The following is a 17,850-nucleotide window of genomic DNA, read 5'->3' as shown; positions in this document are numbered from 1 at the left end:
CATTTTTTCACGAACAGTGTCAGCTTGGTGCATAGGCCCCGCGGGAAAATTCGCTGAAAGTAATTGAAAAACGCAAAAAAAAGGAAAGTCGAAATGACTGAAAAAGAAGTTTACGGTGTCGTGCTCTGGGCCAATGCGCAAAATGGAACTGCAGTGATCTGGTGCGAGGATCAGGGCGAATTGGCTTACGTTACGGCAGACAGCGACAGCACCCATCTGGGTGCCGATATCGACGCGGGCGACATGATCCTGTGTTGCGTCGATGATGATGCCGCGGCGTATCGGCGCGCCCGCAATCTGCGCCGTATCGAGGTGGGATCGCACAAGGCCTTGCCGCGCGTTCTGGTGCGCCGCGAGACGTCCGAACGGTCGTCCAATGTCGTGCCGATCCAGACCGCGCGCCGCGACGCGCCACAGCGCGAAGAAAGCTGCGTCGCGTGACGTGACGGATCAGGTGCCGCGCGCCAGTGCCGCAACGCCGGTGCGCGCCACTTCCAACAGCCCCAGAGGGCGCATCAGATCCGCGAAGGCATCGACCTTTTCAGGCGTCCCGGTGATCTGAAACACGAAGCTTTCCAGCGTTGAATCAACCACTTGCGCACGGAAGATATCCGCGAGGCGCAGCGCCTCGAGGCGTTTCTCACCGGTGCTTTCGACCTTGATCAGCGCCAGTTCCCGCTCGACCGAACGGCCTTCGACCGTCAGGTCGTGCACGTCGTGGACCGGCACGATGCGGCCAAGCTGCGCCTTGATCTGCTCGATCACCTGCGGCGTGCCGGTGGTGACGATGGTGATGCGCGACTGGTGCCCTTCATGGTCGATCTCGGCGACGGTCAGGCTGTCGATGTTGTAGCCGCGTCCCGAAAACAGGCCGATCACCCGGGCCAGAACGCCCGGTTCGTTGTCGACGATCACCGCGAGCGTGTGGGTTTCGAGATGCTCGGAAAAGGTCGGGCGCAGGTTGTAGGCCGAGTGCTTGTTCGAGCCCTTCTTGATCTTCAACGGGGACATGACGGTTCCTTTCGGATGGCGCGGCGCGCGCGCCGGTCGTTTGAAATGCAAGCGGATCGGGCAGGGGGCGCGCGGTCGCACCCCCGTCCTGTCAGACCATGACCGCGCCCTTGGCGCCGATGGCGTCCTTGGTGGACGCCTCGCCCAGAAGCATCTTGTTATGCGGCTCGCCCGACGGGATCATCGGGAAGCAGTTCTCGTGCTTTTCGACAAGGCAGTCGAAGATCACCGGGCCGTCGTAGTCCAGCATCTCCATGATCGCATCGTCGAGGTCGGCGGGATCGCTGCACAGGATGCCCTTGCAGCCGAACGCCTCGGCGAGCTTGACAAAATCGGGCAGCGCCTCGGACCAGCTGTGCGAATAGCGCTCGCCGTGCAGCAACTCCTGCCACTGGCGCACCATGCCGAGGCGTTCGTTGTTCAGGATGAACTGCTTGACCGGCAGGCGGAACTGCACCGCGGTGCCCATTTCCTGCATGTTCATCAGCCAGGACGCCTCGCCCGCGACGTTGATCACCAGCGCGTCGGGATGCGCCATCTGCACCCCGATCGACGCCGGGAATCCGTAGCCCATGGTGCCGAGACCGCCGCTGGTCATCCAGCGATTGGGGTCCTCGAAACCAAGGTATTGCGCCGCCCACATCTGGTGCTGGCCGACCTCGGTGCAGATATAGCGGTCGCGGTCCTTGGTCAGCGCCTCGAGCCGGGACAGGGCATGTTGCGGCCGGATCGATTTCTCGAGAGGGGTGTATTTCAGGCAGTTGACCTTCTTCCACTCCTCGATCTCGGCCCACCAGCGTTGCAGGCCCTCGCGGTTGACCTTGCGACCGCGCGCCTTCCAGATCTTGAGCACATCTTCCAGCACATGCGCCACATCGCCGATGATCGGGATGTCGGTGCGGATCACCTTGTTGATCGACGACGGGTCGATATCGATATGCGCCTTCTTTGAATTGGGCGAGAAGGCATCGAGCCTGCCGGTGATCCGGTCGTCGAACCGCGCGCCCACATTGATCATCAGGTCGCAGCCATGCATGGCGAGGTTGGCCTCATAGAGACCGTGCATGCCCAGCATGCCCAGCCAGTTGCGCCCCGAGGCAGGGTAGGCCCCGAGCCCCATCAGCGTCGAGGTGATCGGAAAGCCGCTGGCCTCGACCAGTTCGCGCAGAAGCTGGCTGGCGGCGGGGCCCGAATTGACCACGCCGCCGCCGGTATAGAATACCGGGCGCTTGGCGGTCTCGATCGCCTCGACCAACCGGGTGATCATCTCCATGTCGCCCTTGACCTGCGGCTGGTAGCGGCGGGTCTTGGCCTGGGTCTTGGGCTGGTAGTCCGCACTGGCGAATTGCACGTCCTTGGGTATGTCGACAAGCACCGGGCCGGGGCGGCCGGCGGTGGCCACGTGGAAGGCCTCGTGGATGGTGGCCGACAGCTTCTCGGTCTCCTTGACCAGCCAGTTATGCTTGGTGCAGGGGCGGGTGATACCCACGGTGTCGGCCTCCTGAAAGGCATCCGAGCCGATCATGAAGGTCGGCACCTGACCCGTCAGCACGACGATCGGGATGGAATCCATCAGCGCGTCGGTCAGGCCGGTGACCGCGTTCGTGGCCCCGGGGCCGGATGTCACGAGGCAGACACCCGGCTTGCCGGTGGACCGCGCATAGCCCTCGGCAGCGTGCACGGCACCCTGTTCGTGCCGCACCAGAACGTGGCGGATGTCGTTCTGCTGGAAGATCTCGTCATAGATCGGCAGCACGGCACCGCCGGGATAGCCGAATACCGTGTCCACACCCTGATCCCTCAGTGCCTGAACCACCATTCTCGCTCCGGTCATCGCCTTGCTCATCGATCCACTCCATCTCGGCGTTGTTCTGTGTTGCGCGCATAAAAAAGCCCCCGGATTTCCGAGGGCGCATGGGGTACCGTTAGGGTGTCCGTTACCGGCCCATGCGCCATGATCCTACGATGACGACGATGTTCGGGGTCATGCCCTGAGGCTCCTTTCGCGTGCGCATTACCTCTATGCCCGCCAAAAGGAGGCGTCAACCGCGAAATCCACGAAAAAGTTGCCGTGGCCAGGGTAAAAACATGGCGAAAGTTGCGCTGATCCGCATTCCCGCGACCGGAAGTGAAAGGTCCGAAGCGGATCGACCGCGATTCCCGATCCATTGGAATGCGCGCAAGCGCGCATGCCGGTCGTGTCCGCGGCCAGGGCCGCGGACGGATCAGGGGGCCAGCCCCCTCTTGTCCCGCAAGCGGGCCAATTCACCCCCGGCGTTCAAGGGAAAGATGAAGCCCTTTGCCGACGCGCGCAGCCCCCGGTGCGAGGCGCTGTCCCGTCCCGCTTCATCTTTCCAGAAAAACGCCCTTCTGGTGGACCGATGCCGCGCGCGGAACGGTGGGTCGGCTTACCGCCGCCGTCTGCGCCGCCCACCTTCGCGGTCGCCTCCCGCGCCGAAAGCCACCACCGGCAGATCGACGATGCTGCGCAATTCGGGGAAGGGATCGGTCTTGTGCGGGATCGCGTTCGCGGCCACGAAATGCTCCTGGAAGCGCGGCTCGATGGCGGTCTCGACCTTGGTGATCTCGTGCACCACCTGTTCGATCTCGCGGCGCGCGGCCAGATTGCACAGGGCGATGCGCGCGCCGGTGCCGGCGGCATTGCCCGCAGAGGTCACCTTGTCGAGCGGCACATCCGGGATCATTCCCAGCACCATCGCGTGTCTGGGCGAGATATGGGCACCGAAGGCCCCGGCCAGCACCACGCGGTCGACCTTGTCGACGCCGCGTTCGTCCATCAACAGCCGTGCGCCCGCATACAGCGCCGATTTCGCCAGTTGGATGGCGCGCACATCGCCCTGCGTGACCGTGATCCGTGGACCGCCGGTGGTCGATCTGTCCCAGATCACGTATTCATGCGTCCGCCCGTCAGGAACAAGGCGCGTGGTGCCGGTCTGTTCGGCGGAGCCAATGAGTCCGCTGTCATCCATCAGGCCCGCGAGCCGCAGTTCGGCCACCGCCTCGATGATGCCCGAACCGCAGATGCCGGTGATGCCGCCGTCGCCGACGGCCTCGGCAAAGCCCGGATCGTCGGACCAGAGGTCGGACCCGATCACCCGGAACCGCGGTTCCTTGCTGTCGGGATCGATGCGGATTGCCTCGATCGCGCCGGGCGCGGCCCGCTGACCGCTGGAAATCTGCGCGCCCTCGAAGGCGGGCCCGGTCGGCGATGAACAGGCCAGAACGCGGCTCTTGTCGCCAAGCAGGATTTCCGCGTTGGTGCCGACATCGACCACCAGTACCAGATCTTCGGATTTGCCCGGCTCTTCGGACAGGGCCACCGCTGCCGCATCGGCCCCCACATGCCCCGCGATGCAGGGCAGGATGTAAACCTGGCTGGATGCGCGCAGCCCCGCCAGGCCCAGATCGCGCGCCGTCATCTCAAGCCCTGACGAGGTGGCCAGCGCGAAGGGCGCCTGTCCCAGTTCCACCGGGTCGATGCCGAGCAGCAGGTGATGCATGACGGGATTGCACACGAAGACCATCTCGACGATCAGCGCCGGGTCGATCCCGGCTTCGGCGGCGATCTCGACCGCGAGCGTGTCGATGGCGTCGCGCACGACGCGGGTCATCTCGGCCGCGCCGCAGGGGTTCATCATCGCATAGGAGACCCGGCTCATCAGGTCTTCGCCAAAGCGGATCTGCGGGTTCATCAATCCGGACGAGGCCACCACGGCACCGGTGTCGAGGTCGGTCAGGTGCGCGGCGATGGTTGTCGACCCGAGGTCGATGGCCAGCCCGAAGATACCGGTTTCGTGCAGCCCGGGAAAAAGCGCCACGAGCCGCGCCGCGCCGCCATGGTGACTGGTGTGCACCGCCGCGGTGACCTGCCACTTGCCGCGTCGCAGGACCGGCTGGAGGTCGGCGAGGACGGACAGATCGGCCGTCAGGCGTAGGATCCCCCATTCGCGTTTCAGCGCCGCCGCCAGCCGTTCGAAATCGCCCGAGGGCTCGTGCATGTCGGGCTCTTGCACCTCGACGAAATGCAGCCGCGTCGCCGGGTCCATCTCGATCACCCGGGCGCTGGCCGCCTTGCGCACGACCTGGCGGTGGACCTGGCTTTCGGGCGGCACATCGATCACGATATCGCCGTCGATCCTGGCCTGGCAGCCCAGACGCCGACCGGCTTTCAGCCCGCGCTTGTCCTGGTAGCGCTGCTCGACCGCGTTCCACTCAGACAGGGCGTCCGTGTGCGCCGTCACCCCGTGTTTCGGAAATTCGCCGAAGGCCGGAGTGATCTGGCACTTCGAGCAGATCCCGCGCCCGCCACAGACCGAATCGAGGTCGACGCCCAATTGCCGCGCGGCGGTCAGCACCGGCGTTCCCGCGGGAAACCGCCCGCGTTTGCCCGAGGGGGTGAAGACGACAAGGGGATCGGTGCGCATGACGGGTCCTTCGATGCAGGTCGCGCGCACCATATGACTTTTGCGAGGAAGGAAAAGCCGGTCCGCGCGCTTTGCGGTCACACCTCGTCGAGCCAGCGCAGGATCTCTCCGCGATTGGCGTCGAGATCCGGGGCGGGGCTGCGCGAAGTGCGGTCTTCGACACCCGACATCTTGATCGGATTGCCCGGAGCTACGAAGGCCTTGCGCCCGTTGCGATCGAGCACGTCGACCAGCATATTCCGGGACAGGATCTGGGGGTCCTTCATGACCTGGTCGATGCCCTGGATCGCGGCGTTCGGGATGCCCGCGGCGGTCAGCCGTGCCAGCCAGTGCGCGCGCGTCTTGGCCAGGGTGACGGTCTCGATATGGCGTTTCAGAAGCCGCGCATTCTGCACCCGCGCGGCGTTGGTCGCAAAGCGCGGATCTTCGTCCAGCGGCAGCGACAGCGCGGTGCAGAGCCGTTCGAAATGCCGGTCGTTGCCCGCGGCGATCACGATGACGCCATCGGCGGTCTGGATGGCCTCTGCCGGGGCGATATCGCCCGCGCGGCTGCCCTGCGGCCCCGGTGCGGTGCCGGTGACCGACACCTCGGCGATACCCTGCGCCTGCAACGCCAGCTGCGCATCCAGCATCGACACCTCGACGCGTCTGCCATGGCCGGTCCGTTCGCGTTCGTACAGCGCCGCGAGCAGGCCCTGGGCCAGGAACATGCCCGCCGCCAGATCGCCGGTGGCGGTGCCCGCGCGCACCGGTTCCTGGCCCGGCCTGCCGGTCTGCGCCATCACCCCGCCGCGGGCCTGGGCGACGATGTCATAGGCCGGGCGGCGCGCGTCGGGGCCGGTCTGGCCATAGCCCGAAAGCGCGCCGTAGATGAGACGGGGAAACCGGCTGTTCAGGGCGTCCCAGCCGAAGCCGAGCTTGTCCATGACGCCGGGGCGGAAATTCTCGACCAGCACATCGGCGCGCGCCAGCAGGCGTTCGAAGGTGACGCGGTCGGCTTCGGCCTTGAGATCCAGCGCAATCGACGCCTTGGAGTGGTTCAGCGCGGCGAAATAGGCGCTCTTGTCGGCCTTGAAGGGGGGCAGGGCGCGGCCGTCGTCGCCGGTTCCGGGCCGCTCGATCTTGATCACGCGGGCCCCGAGTTCGGCCAGCGCGCGGGTGGTGAAGGGGCCGGCGAGCACATGGGTCAGGTCGAGGACAATCAGACCGGAGAGAGGATGGGGCATGGGCAAAGGTCTTTTCTGCTCGAAGATGTTTGGCCCCGTTCAACGCCCCGGACACCCGCGATGCAAGAGACATTCCGCAAGCCGCCCGGTTTTGGCAGCAAGCCGCCCGTCGGTTGGTTATCCACCCGCGCGGCGGGCATGAAAGACGAACCCGAGGAGGTTCATCAGGACCTGCGCCGCCAGAATCGCCGTCGATCCGGATGGGTCGTAATCCGGTGCCACTTCGACCAGGTCGATCCCCACCACCTCGTGCGACCGCGCCACCTCCTGCAACAGTTCGAGCACCTCGTAATACAGAAAGCCGCCATGCGACGGCGTGCCGGTGCCCGGTGCGATGGACGGGCAGAACGCATCGATGTCGAGGGTGATGTAGACCCGCGCGCCCGGGGGCACCCGCGCCGCGGTGGCGCGCGCGCCCAGCGCCCGGGCCTGCCGGACCGACAGGATATCGGCCCCCATGGCGCGGGCGGCGTCATAGCCGTCCTTGGCGGTGGAGCTGACATTGCGGATGCCGACCTGGGTCAGACCGGTGACGAAGGGTCGTTCGGCGGCGCGGCGCATCGGATTGCCGTGACCGTGCCGGACGCCGTGGCGTTCATCGACGAAATCGAGATGCGCGTCGATCTGCAGGACATGGATATCTCCGGCGTCGTCAAAGGCGCGGATTGCGGGAATGTTGACCGAGTGGTCGCCGCCGATCACCACCGGCAGCGCCGCGGCGTTCAGCGCCGCGCGCACGCCCTGTTCGATGTTCGCGTGGCTTTGAAGCGTGTCGGTATGGATGATGTCGGCATCCCCCATGTCGACGATCTGCACGTCCGCGCCGAGATAAGTGACGTCATCTTCGTGGTCGTAGGCCCCGCCATGCCCGAAGGAGAACAGCGTCGACGCCTCGCGCACCGCGCGGGGGCCAAAGCGCGCCCCGGCGCGATATTGCGTCCCGGCATCGAACGGGGCCCCCAGGATCGCCGCATCCGCATCGAGCCTGGACCAGTCCGGTTCGTAGGGTTTCTTGGCAAATGTGCAGATGCCGGTGAAGGGCAGGTTGAGACGGCCCGTGTCGTATGCATGTGTCATGCGGCATTGTTGGGCCTTGGCGACAGAGTGGCAAGTCTTGATCCGGTGGAATGCGCGCGGGCGCGCATGCAGGTCATGTCCGCGGCAGGCCGCGGACCGCGGGAGGGGGCCAGCCCCCTCTTGACCGCGCGGGGCGCGGACAATTCACCCCCGGCGTTTTTCGGAAAGGTGAAGGGCATGGTCGGCCCTTGAGTGCCGCTCTGCTCGGTTCGGGCGCGATCAGCGTCTGTCGGCTGCGGGTTGCGCCGATCTGTCGGGCCGTGTTGCGAGACCCCGGAATGCTGCCTTCTGTCTTGCCGCCATGCGATCGCCCCCGGGGGTCGGGGCGGACCCCTGGCGCATGCCGTTTCACGGTAACGGATCGTCTCGGGATTGTCGCACCTGCGAGGGGCCGGTCGCCCCGGGGCAGACCGGCGGCATCGGCGCGCCACAGCGTCAGAAAAGCCCTGACCCGGCCTTTCCAATCCGATTGCGCCATGCAATAGGGAAGCGCCAAACGAGGCTCCCCACGGAAAGGTCCGATCATGGAGATTCGCGAGGCATTGACCTTCGATGACGTTCTGCTGGTTCCGGGTGCGAGCGAGGTTCTGCCCTCGACCGCAGACACCCGCACGCAGGTCACCAGAACCATAGCGCTGAACATTCCGCTGCTGTCTTCGGCGATGGACACGGTGACCGAGGCGCGCATGGCGATCACCATGGCGCAGGCCGGTGGCATGGGGGTGATCCACAAGAACCTCGGCATCGAGGACCAGGCGCGCGAGGTCCGGCGGGTCAAGCGGTTCGAATCCGGGATTGTCTACAGCCCGGTGACGCTGACCTCGAACCAGACCCTGGCCGATGCGCGCGCATTGACCGAACGCTATGGCTTTACGGGCTTTCCGGTGGTCGACGACAAGCACCGCGTGGTGGGCATCGTGACCAATCGCGACATGCGGTTCGCCGCGCGCGACGACACGCCGGTCCATGCCATGATGACCAGTGAAAACCTGGCCATCCTGCACGAGCCCGCGGATCGCGACGAGGCGATCAGCAAGATGAAGTCCCGCCGGATCGAAAAGCTGCTGGTGACCGATGGCGACGGCAAGCTGACCGGTCTTCTGACGCTCAAGGACACCGAGCAGGCGGTGCTGAACCCGACCGCCTGCAAGGACGGGCTGGGCCGTCTGCGGGTGGCCGCGGCGACCTCGGTCGGCGACAGCGGATTTGCACGTACCGAGGCGTTGCTGGATGCGGGGGTCGACATTGTGGTGATCGACACGGCGCATGGCCATTCCGCGGGTGTGATCGAAGCTGTGAAGCGCGCCAAGCGGATGTCGAACGAGTTGCAGGTGATCGCGGGCAACGTTGCCACCGCAGAGGCCACGCGGGCGCTGATCGACGCCGGGGCCGATGCGGTCAAGGTCGGGATCGGGCCCGGATCGATCTGCACCACGCGGATGGTGGCCGGTGTCGGGGTGCCGCAACTGACCGCCATCATGGATTGCGCCCAGGCGGCGGGCGACGTTCCGGTGATCGCCGATGGCGGCATCAAGTTCTCGGGCGATTTCGCAAAGGCGATCGCGGCGGGTGCGTCCTGCGCCATGGTGGGGTCGATGATCGCGGGCACCGACGAGTCCCCGGGCGAGGTCATCCTGTACCAGGGCCGGTCGTTCAAGGCGTATCGCGGCATGGGCAGTCTGGGTGCCATGGCGCGCGGGTCGGCGGATCGCTATTTTCAGAAGGACGCGGCCTCCGACAAGCTGGTGCCCGAGGGGATCGAGGGGCAGGTGCCCTACAAGGGCCCGGCGGGCAATGTCATTCACCAGCTCATCGGCGGGCTGCGGGCAGCGATGGGGTATACCGGCAATGGCACGGTCGAACAGATGCGCGGCAGGTGCCAATTCGTCCGGATCACCAATGCAGGCCTGCGCGAAAGCCACGTACACGACGTGGCGATCACCCGGGAATCGCCTAACTATAGAATTGGGTAAGAAATCGATAAGTATATAAAAGATGTAATCGGCGGCGCTCTGGCCCGCGCCGGAACATGACCGGAACAGTCAAGAACATACCCAGAACTGGACAACGCATCAGGTAATTTACCGATGCAAAATAGGATAGCTTTTGCGGCGAATTGATGCGTTCTGCTTGAGATATGGGCTATGTTGCGTTCCCGCGGGCAGGCGCATACGCCTTCAATGACCCTCGCTGGGAGTTCAGGGCAATTTTCACATTAGAGAACGCTGGAAGTTTGGCTCCGGGGTAGGGGCAGGACTCACGCCTCCCAACGCATGAATTCAAAAGAGAAAACGGCTCTGACACCAACGCTGACTCTGGTGTGTACGGTTCTGTGCCGCGGTTGTGTCCGCCGTGGCAACTGGTTTGTGTAAGGCGGGTGTCACCTGGTTTCGGGACAATCTTCACCGATAGCTGAACAGAGATCCGCTCGCTTCGTCCGTCCCGCGCATCGTAACCCTGACCGCCACTGCCGTGCCGAAGGTGGTTCATGGTCTCGAAACCGCGTCGAGACCGGCCTTTTTCAGCAGCCTGTTAGAGGCCAAGGGACAAGTGCGCCTGGGGAAAGAGGACACATGGCCTCGGTCCTTTCTCGCATCAACGACGATTGACCCGAAGATCAAATCCCCCGACCTTGATCCCATGACGAGTTTTGTTTTTTTCGTTCCCGGTGATTCCGAACTTGCGCATGAGCTTGCGGCTGCTTTGACGGCACGCGGCGTTGCGGCACACCCCGTCAATGTGACTGAAATTGCGAATGCGATCCCGTTCGAAGGCGTTGCTGCCGGCCTGGTGGTCTTGTCGGCGGCGTCGTTCGATTCGGCGGACATGGCGCGGTGGGTTGGCGCGGCGGATCATGCCGGCCTTGACCTGTATACCGTGCGGGTCGACGCGGCGCCGCTGACATCGAACCTTGGGTTCTTCCTCAAGTGGTCGCAATGGCTGGACATCGAGCCGGGCATGGGGGGCGAGGACCTCGACTTTCTTGCGCGGACGATCCAGGGCGGCAAAGCGCTAAATCCTGCGCAGCGGCCCAGCCGCCTCCGGGCGCGGCGAACCCGCTGGACACAGGCCCTGGCCGTGGTGGCCGCGCTTGCGGTGTTGGCCGGCGGGGCCTTGATGTGGAACGGTGCGCGCGTCGCACGACTGGCCGAAGCACAGGCCGATGCGCGCGCGGCAAAGTTGCTTCAGCCGCCGGGCGAACTGGTCGTGGGATATGACCTGCAAGGTTCCAACCCCTATATCGCCGAGCGGCGGCTCACGCTTTACTTTCACGCCTTCGCGCTCGCATCGCCAGCCATGCGCGCGGCTGTATACCGACCGGCGCAGGCGCAGGGATTCGATTGGCAGAAGGTCGCCCAACATGCCGGTCGGGTGCGTGATCCGGGCCAGGCGGGTTTTCACATGTTGAACCAGCCGGACGGCGACCGGCTGTGCCTGATCTACGCGCGTGAGATCGGGCCGAACCTGCAGCGTGCGCAATACGCGCTTTACGACCTGCATGCCGCCGATGACGGCATTCGCGTCGATCTGGTAGAAGCCGGCCGCGTCGCAGATCAGGACTCGGGCTGCGACGCTCTGATGGACGGAGCGATCGACGACGCGCCGCTTGTCGCGGTTGCACGCCATGAACGCTTGTTGGCCGTCTACGGAACGACTGGATACAGCCTGCCGCGCGCCTTGGAATCAAATGCCGAGGGCGGTCTGCGCGTCATCATCCGCTCGCGTGGGGGCGGGGCCGGGGCGGATCCGATCCCCGGCTCGCGGATATCGGTGTTCGGCCGAATGGCAACCGAAGATTCCGAGTGGCGGCCCCATGCACATCTGGCAGCAAGTCGCGGCATCGACGATTTGCAAAATTTTGCGCCTCCGCTAATTCTGATCTGTGTTCAAACACCTTTGGCACAGCCGTCCGACCACATCATCACGTATCTGATCGCAGGCAAGTCCGACGCCGGCAGCTATGAAACGATCGAGGAAGGCGGGCCGGAACTGGTCTCGGCGGATGTGCCCTGCGGTCGCTTCAACCCCACGGGGCGGCCTTTTTTCATCGACGCCTACAGCCGTCCGGACCCGGTCGCCATGATGTTGCCGGACGGCACCGCCCTGCGAGCGGGCGACATCGTCCAGATCGGCGGAATTTATCCGGGGCAAGACTGGCAGGAGGCCGTCGAGGCCGCAGGCATCCTGCTGGGTGGCACGGTCTCGGACGTGTCGGCCAAAGGCATCGCCCGCCTTTCGCGATCTCGGCGCAATCAGCCGCTGCCGGTGATCGTGCAGGATGTGGCACCCGGGTCGATACGCTGGCTGCGCGCGGGTGACGGCACAGCGCGATTTGTCATTCTGATCCGCACCGACGCATCGGTCGAAACGGTGGCATACGTCTACACCCCCCTGCAAACGGAATGGGGCGTCCGCCACCGAACGCTCGATGTGCAGGCATGGGGCGACCGGATTAAGGCCACCTTTGGCAAGGGGATCGACCTGTTCGGCTATGGCACCGGAAAAAGCGTCGATAGCGCGGGGCTATGGCTGTGGCCCGCCGAACCTGCAAGCTGCGACAGATATGGATCGCCGCGCCCCAAACCAGGCGAGATGCTGCGATCCGACCTCGGGCACTGCATCACGCAGGCGGGCGCAAAATATGATCAGCGGGGTTCGCAGGTGCAATATACGATCTGGTCCACATCGCGACAGAGGCTACCCTGGTGACGCGCGTCTTCATTTCTCACGCCTCGCGCGACTTTGAAACCGTGCAGCGTCTGGCCCGGGGTCTTGAGGCCCGCGGCATCGAGGTGTGGCTCGCGCCCGAGCAGATCGCGTTCGGTCAGGACTATGCCGACCGGCTGGTCGAGGGCATGAAAAGCTGCGATGCAACGGTGCTGGTGCTTTCGGTGGATGCCATGCGCTCGCGCCATGTCCGCCGGGAAATCGAGATCGCCAACGACCTCGGTCACAGCTTTTATCCTGTGCGGCTGCTGGAACTCGCGCTGGCACAGGAATTTTCCTATTTCATCAACGAAGGCCGGTGGGTCGACCTGTTTTCGGGCGATGTCGAGGCACGATATGACGAATTGGCCGAGGCGGTCCGAACAGGCAGCGAACTTTCCCACAAGGGGGCCGCGCGTGACCGCAGGCGTTTCTGGGGCGCATTCGGCGCACTTATTGTGGCGGTTTCGGCCGCTCTCGTCGGGGTGCTGGTTTACCAGTCGCGTATCGACGCCGCGTTGCAGGACGAAGCGGTATTCGCAGACGATTACCCCGACACCTTCGCAAGCCTGTCCCGGTTCGATAACAGCGAGACGGGGCTTGCACCTGTAAGGTCGATGATTGCGGTGCTCTATACGCCCTTCGCCCAGACTGAGCCGATCGGGCTACAGCTGCGCGAACCTGCCGGGCGCCTTGTTGGCGCAGGTAGTTTTCCGCCGAAGAACGCATCTGTCGAAGGCGAAGATAACGAATACCATATGCGGATGAACATCCTGTCCGCGACCGGGCCGGTCGAGGTCTGTATCCTGTTCCACACCGCCGACGGGGAGTTGCGTGCATTGCGCAAGACCTCGACGGAACTTGTCGATTTCGACAATGCGCGCGAGATCGTCGAACTGGAGCGTGGGGAAGATTGCAACAGCGTGTTCGGCAGCGCACCAAGCGCCGAGGAAATCGCGGCATTGCGCGATGCGATGGCTCTCGCCGCGTATGAAACCCGCCATTCCTACGCTCTTTTAACCGGCATCAAACAGCCGCTTGGGTCGTGGGACCAGGATGAGACGGTATTTCAGCTGCGCCGCAATGATCGGGGCGGACGCCTGCCGCGATCGGTCGAGCTCGTGATCGAAACCGGCCCGGATGGCGAAAGCTGGCCGGCGAACGAAATCCTGCGCGCAGGTGCCGATGGGCAATTCGCAACGGAATACACCTACGCCCGCGAGGTGGACCAATTCCTTCGGGCATGCGTCGCGACGGCCTATCTTGATGACCGGATCGTTGCGCATGAAATGATGTTCCAGCGCGACGCCAACGGGGGGTTCGCCTTGATCGATGAACGCGGTCCCGCGCTGAAATCCGATGCCGATTACTGCCGCATCTCGCGCGATCCCGCCAACGGGCTTATCGGCCCATCCGTCGTGGGCAGTCCGCTGGACGAGGCGTTGCCGTCTGATCCAGGCAGCAAGAAAAGCCTCCAGATCGGCGGGATCTCTCTGGGGATGCCGTTCGACGACGCCGTGGCACTTGCCCGCGCGGCGCTGCCCAAGGCGGTCGAGCGTTCGGTGTCACCGCCCGCCGATATGCTCAGCTATGGCGGTGTGTCCGGTTTTGGCGAGATCACCCGGCTGGAAGATGAACAACGAGGACGAATTATCGCGCTGATGCGCCATGTGCAGGCGGGCCGCGAGGATACCGTCGGCACGATCTATTTCAGCGCGAGGTTCGAAAAAAATGGCCCGACACTGGAGGCCGTCGAGGCGCGCGCAATCGAGATGTTCGGGCCGCACCCATTGAGGGGCTCGGGAGGTCTCAGCGATGCGCTGCACATGTACTGGAGCACGGGCACCGATCAGGCGTGCCGCCATATCGATCTCAGGCACACCCGGCCACTTGGCCTGAGCTATGTCAACAGGGCTGATTGCGGCACCGAAATCAGCGTGCAAGCCTCATTTGCCAATTCCGGACGCGGGCCGTTCACCTATGACATCGGCCTTTATGACTTTGCCGCGATGGGCGCGCCCGCCGAATAGGTCGCGCTGATCAGGCGAAGGATGGCAGTCGCGCCACCGTCGCGGGCAATCCCGCGCTTGACCATTGCACCGTGCGTTTCGTCGTGGGCCACGATCACGAGATCGCTTATCGCAAAGACGTGGTCGGTGCCGGCCTCGGCGACTTGCAAGAACGTTGTCACGTCGGTGGAGCCTGGCCAATGCCCCGGCAAGCCGATGCGCCGTCTGCGGCCCCATCGGCGCCGATCGAGCGCAAGTGTCTGGCCCTGCGCCACGGACGCGTTGACATGGTCGCGGGCGAAACGGTCGATGTCGGCGCATGTGCTGGCCTCGACAAGCAACAGATCCGGCAACGTGCCGCCCAGCCTTTCCCAAACACGCGCCAGCACCGCAGGCACGACCCGGTCGAAGCCCGGCGCGTTGGGTGAAACAACCTCGAGATGGCAATCCTGCGCCCTCAAGCCCTGACTTGTCAGGAACGCCTGAATGCCCTTGCGCAGTTCCCCCGCATCGACCGCTTCGATCCTGAGCGGACCCAGAGCACCGACTCGAATACGCCGACGCCACCGCGACCCGGGACCTGCGAAGCGCCCGGCCTCACGGGTGTGGCGCAGAAGTTCGGTCACATTGTTCCGATCCTTGCCTTTCTCGGCCTCCGCATTGTCGAGGGCGGCCCAGGATACCAGAAGCGGGTGGTGTTTCTTGCGATCACAACGGTCGCGGGCATATATCCATCCTTCGGCACAGCGCTCGGCCACCCACCTCTCGTGTTCCGTCCGGGCGAGTTCTTCGAGCAGAGGCATGTCATCCAGAAACTTGTCGATCTGCGCGGGCATCACGGCGACAGGTGCCACCATTTTTCTGGATGGCGGTGTAAATCCGAGTGTCTTCAGCGTCTCGATCAATTGCAGCGCCGCGCGGGTGTTGGTCCGAATACCGGCCTGGTCGAGTTGCGCCCATGGCAGAGCATCGGTCGCGCCCCGGCTCCAGATCTCATGCAGCTTTTCGCCCAGGGATAGTTGCAGATGCTCCAATGCTATATCGCTTGCACGAACCATCTTGCCGCCAAAGGTATAAAGGCCGCAGGTCAGATCGGTGATCGGCTCGGGCGCGACGGTCGCCCCGTTGACCGCTTCGATGAGGATCGGTGCCGAAAGGGCTGACGGGCCATTCAACTGCATGCGGCGCAGGCGCAGCGCGATCTCCATGTTGCCGGCTTCACTGCCGGTGCAGACCATCAGCGCGGTCAGTGGCAGCGCCTCGGCGGCCTCGGTGATGCGCGCGCGGTCACTGGTATCAAGGGCGCAGGCGAGGCCATCGAACTGCAACGGGCCGACCAGATCCACAGCCCGGCGCAGACCGGGACGGGCAAGGTCGATCTTGCGTGCGGCCGCATCCGGGTCCTTGTCGAACAGCGTGACGCGCACGGGGTCCAGATCGGGCGCATGACAGCGCAGCGCGATTTCCTCGACCAGTGTCAGGGCCATATCATTGACCCCGACAATCGCAACATGCGGCCGCGACTGGCAGCGCGCGCGCGCAAGATCGAGGGGGGAGGCATCCGTGATCAGGGCACGCGCTGAAAACAGGTTACTGCCGATGACCGGAACGGAGCTGAAGCTTGGCGACCAGAGGCCCATTTCTGCATTCAAGGAGTGGTCGTCCGAGCAGACGACAATCGGTGCCCTCGGTCTGCGCACATGCAGCCTCGTGGCGCGTTCGAGGTTCCGGGCCGGGTTCGGGTCGCCGAACACCACAAGCTCGGGCCGCCATCCAAGGGCGGCGAACATCTTGTCATCGTCCAGGAAATTGACCGCCACCTTCAGGATGCTGCTGCGGCCATCGCGATTTGTGTATGCCGACAGACGCGCGGCGGTGTCCGTAATCGTTATGCGCGGCGCGCTGCCCGACATCGCCAGCGCGTAACTTACCGCAAAGTCGTCAACGCCGATGACGACGGTGTGACCCCTGCGAAAGCGAATGCGCATGTCCCGCAGGACATCGAGGGAAACGGCAAGCAGAAGACCCAAGATGGCAGAGACAAAAGTGACGAGCCCGACCCATCGGGCAATCGATATCCAGATATTCGGGGGCGTCAGATAAAGGTCCGCACCGTGAAAGACCATGAAGGCACGGTAGACGGCCTCGGAAAGTTGGAAACCGTCAAGGTGCCAGCCCACCACGCCGCTCAGCAAGGCCAGCAGGCCAAAGCCGATCAGGATCGCAACGCTAATGGCTTTCTGGTTCAATCTGATCGGCCCGCTTTTGCCAACCGTTACATTGATCGCGGACCGTCATCAACTGAATCGTCCCGGTTTTACCGGTGCCCTATAGCTTCATTTCACGCGACCATATCGAGCCGGTCGCGCTGTGCATAGAAGTTCTCTTCGGCCTCGGCTGGCGGGATATTCCCGATGGGGCCAAGTGATCTGGTGACGCTGGCGCATATTAAAGAACAGTCACGTCTCTGCCTCGGCAGCGACGGCAGGCCACGGATGACCAACAGAGTTGAAAGAGCTTGGCTTGGATGCGGGGCACCGCCGTGTGGGCCGATTGATGAGCCAGAATGGCATGTCTGTTGTCAGAACTCGGACACATAACGTGACCACGGATAGCGATCACAAGTTCAATATCGCGCCAAATCTTCTGGACCTGAACTTCACGGCGGATCACCAAAACCAGAAATGAGCACGCGATATCAGCCATGTCTGGACCCGCGAGGGGTGGCTCTATCTGGCTGTGATCCTGGACCTGCAATTCCGGCGTGTCATCGGTTGGGCCGTCAGCAACCGAATGAAGCGTGACTTGGCGATCAGAGCGTTAAACATGGCCATCGCCTTCCGGGCACCGTCCAAAGGCTGCATTCATCATACCGACAGGGGCAGCCAATACTGCTCTCACGATTACCAGAAAATCTTGCGCCAGCATGGGTTCAGCGTGTTCCCTCTCGTGCATGTAAACATGCACTGCCGGGCAGTGGATGAGCGGCAAAGGAAATTGCCACGATAATGCTGCCGTTGAGACGTTCTTCAAAACCATCAAGGCGGAGCTGATCTGGCGACGGTCATGGGAAACCAGGCGGCACGCTGAATTGGCGATCTTCGAATACATCAACGGCTTCTACAATCCTCGCCGCAGCCACCCGGCACTGGGTTGGAAAAGCCCGGTCGCGTTCGAACGAAAGGTGGCTTAAACGAGCACTTGGGGCGGCACGAAGGCGGGACAGGTCCATGGCGTATTTGGATCAGGGACCTGCTCAACCTCCTTTCTCGCGCCCGATAGCACAAATCCTCGGCAGCGTGTGCTTGCATGGACGCCGTGAGAAGAAAATGTATCGTTTGCCACTAAACAGTAACGTTTTTTCCCAGGTTTGAT

Annotated in this window: 10 protein-coding genes and 1 pseudogene; 5 read left to right on the top strand and 6 right to left on the bottom strand. The window is 63.8% G+C overall.

Going from position 1 to position 17,850, the window contains the following annotated elements:
• Nucleotides 1-93: 93 nt before the first annotated feature.
• On the top strand, nucleotides 94-441 hold the full coding sequence (locus ACXYMN_RS03470; protein ID WP_459012035.1) for a hypothetical protein: 348 nt from the start codon (nucleotides 94-96) through the stop codon (nucleotides 439-441).
• A 9-nt stretch (nucleotides 442-450) separates the two neighbouring features.
• Here ACXYMN_RS03470 and ilvN read toward each other — a convergent pair whose 3' ends face one another.
• The 5 genes from ilvN to speB form a co-directional block, all read right to left on the bottom strand.
• Nucleotides 451-1,011: an acetolactate synthase small subunit gene (gene ilvN, locus ACXYMN_RS03465; RefSeq protein WP_459012034.1), complete on the bottom strand. Its 561-nt coding sequence runs from the start codon at nucleotides 1,009-1,011 to the stop codon at nucleotides 451-453.
• A gap of 91 nt (nucleotides 1,012-1,102) precedes the next feature.
• The gene (locus ACXYMN_RS03460) at nucleotides 1,103-2,857 is read right to left on the bottom strand and encodes an acetolactate synthase 3 large subunit (RefSeq protein WP_459012033.1); all 1,755 of its coding nucleotides are present in this window, start codon (nucleotides 2,855-2,857) and stop codon (nucleotides 1,103-1,105) included.
• A 562-nt stretch (nucleotides 2,858-3,419) separates the two neighbouring features.
• Nucleotides 3,420-5,456 carry an ASKHA domain-containing protein gene (locus tag ACXYMN_RS03455; RefSeq protein ID WP_459012032.1) on the bottom strand — a complete coding sequence of 679 codons (2,037 nt, stop codon included), beginning with the start codon at nucleotides 5,454-5,456 and terminating at the stop codon, nucleotides 3,420-3,422.
• Nucleotides 5,457-5,533: 77 nt separating this feature from the next.
• Nucleotides 5,534-6,682, bottom strand: a complete 1,149-nt coding sequence (locus ACXYMN_RS03450; protein WP_459012031.1) for a CaiB/BaiF CoA transferase family protein — start codon at nucleotides 6,680-6,682, stop codon at nucleotides 5,534-5,536.
• A 117-nt stretch (nucleotides 6,683-6,799) separates the two neighbouring features.
• Nucleotides 6,800-7,759: an agmatinase gene (gene speB, locus ACXYMN_RS03445; protein ID WP_459012030.1), complete on the bottom strand. Its 960-nt coding sequence runs from the start codon at nucleotides 7,757-7,759 to the stop codon at nucleotides 6,800-6,802.
• Between the two features lie 524 nt (nucleotides 7,760-8,283).
• Between speB and guaB the strand changes: the two genes are divergently transcribed.
• The 3 genes from guaB (at nucleotide 8,284) to ACXYMN_RS03430 (ending at nucleotide 14,496) form a co-directional block, all read left to right on the top strand.
• Nucleotides 8,284-9,732: an IMP dehydrogenase gene (guaB, locus tag ACXYMN_RS03440; RefSeq protein ID WP_459012029.1), complete on the top strand. Its 1,449-nt coding sequence runs from the start codon at nucleotides 8,284-8,286 to the stop codon at nucleotides 9,730-9,732.
• Nucleotides 9,733-10,231: 499 nt separating this feature from the next.
• Complete coding sequence (locus ACXYMN_RS03435) at nucleotides 10,232-12,469, top strand: hypothetical protein (RefSeq protein WP_459012028.1); 2,238 nt, start codon at nucleotides 10,232-10,234, stop codon at nucleotides 12,467-12,469.
• Nucleotides 12,466-14,496, top strand: coding sequence for a toll/interleukin-1 receptor domain-containing protein (locus tag ACXYMN_RS03430; protein WP_459012027.1), 2,031 nt, complete (start codon nucleotides 12,466-12,468; stop codon nucleotides 14,494-14,496). The genes ACXYMN_RS03435 and ACXYMN_RS03430 overlap by 4 nt, the downstream gene beginning before the upstream one ends.
• On the opposite strand, the gene ACXYMN_RS03425 is transcribed toward ACXYMN_RS03430, so the two are convergent.
• On the bottom strand, nucleotides 14,460-16,724 hold the full coding sequence (locus ACXYMN_RS03425) for a RyR domain-containing protein (protein ID WP_459012026.1): 2,265 nt from the start codon (nucleotides 16,722-16,724) through the stop codon (nucleotides 14,460-14,462). The two genes, ACXYMN_RS03430 and ACXYMN_RS03425, sit on opposite strands and share 37 nt — an antisense overlap.
• A 174-nt stretch (nucleotides 16,725-16,898) precedes the next feature.
• Here ACXYMN_RS03425 and ACXYMN_RS03420 point away from each other — a divergent pair.
• Nucleotides 16,899-17,668, top strand: a pseudogene (locus ACXYMN_RS03420) (IS3 family transposase); the annotation flags it as partial.
• Between the last annotated feature and the right edge of the window lie 182 nt (nucleotides 17,669-17,850).

Source organism: Roseivivax sp. CAU 1753 (assembly GCF_054482575.1).
The sequence above is the reverse complement of the archived record's forward strand: the minus strand, read 5'-3'. Positions and strand labels throughout refer to the sequence as shown.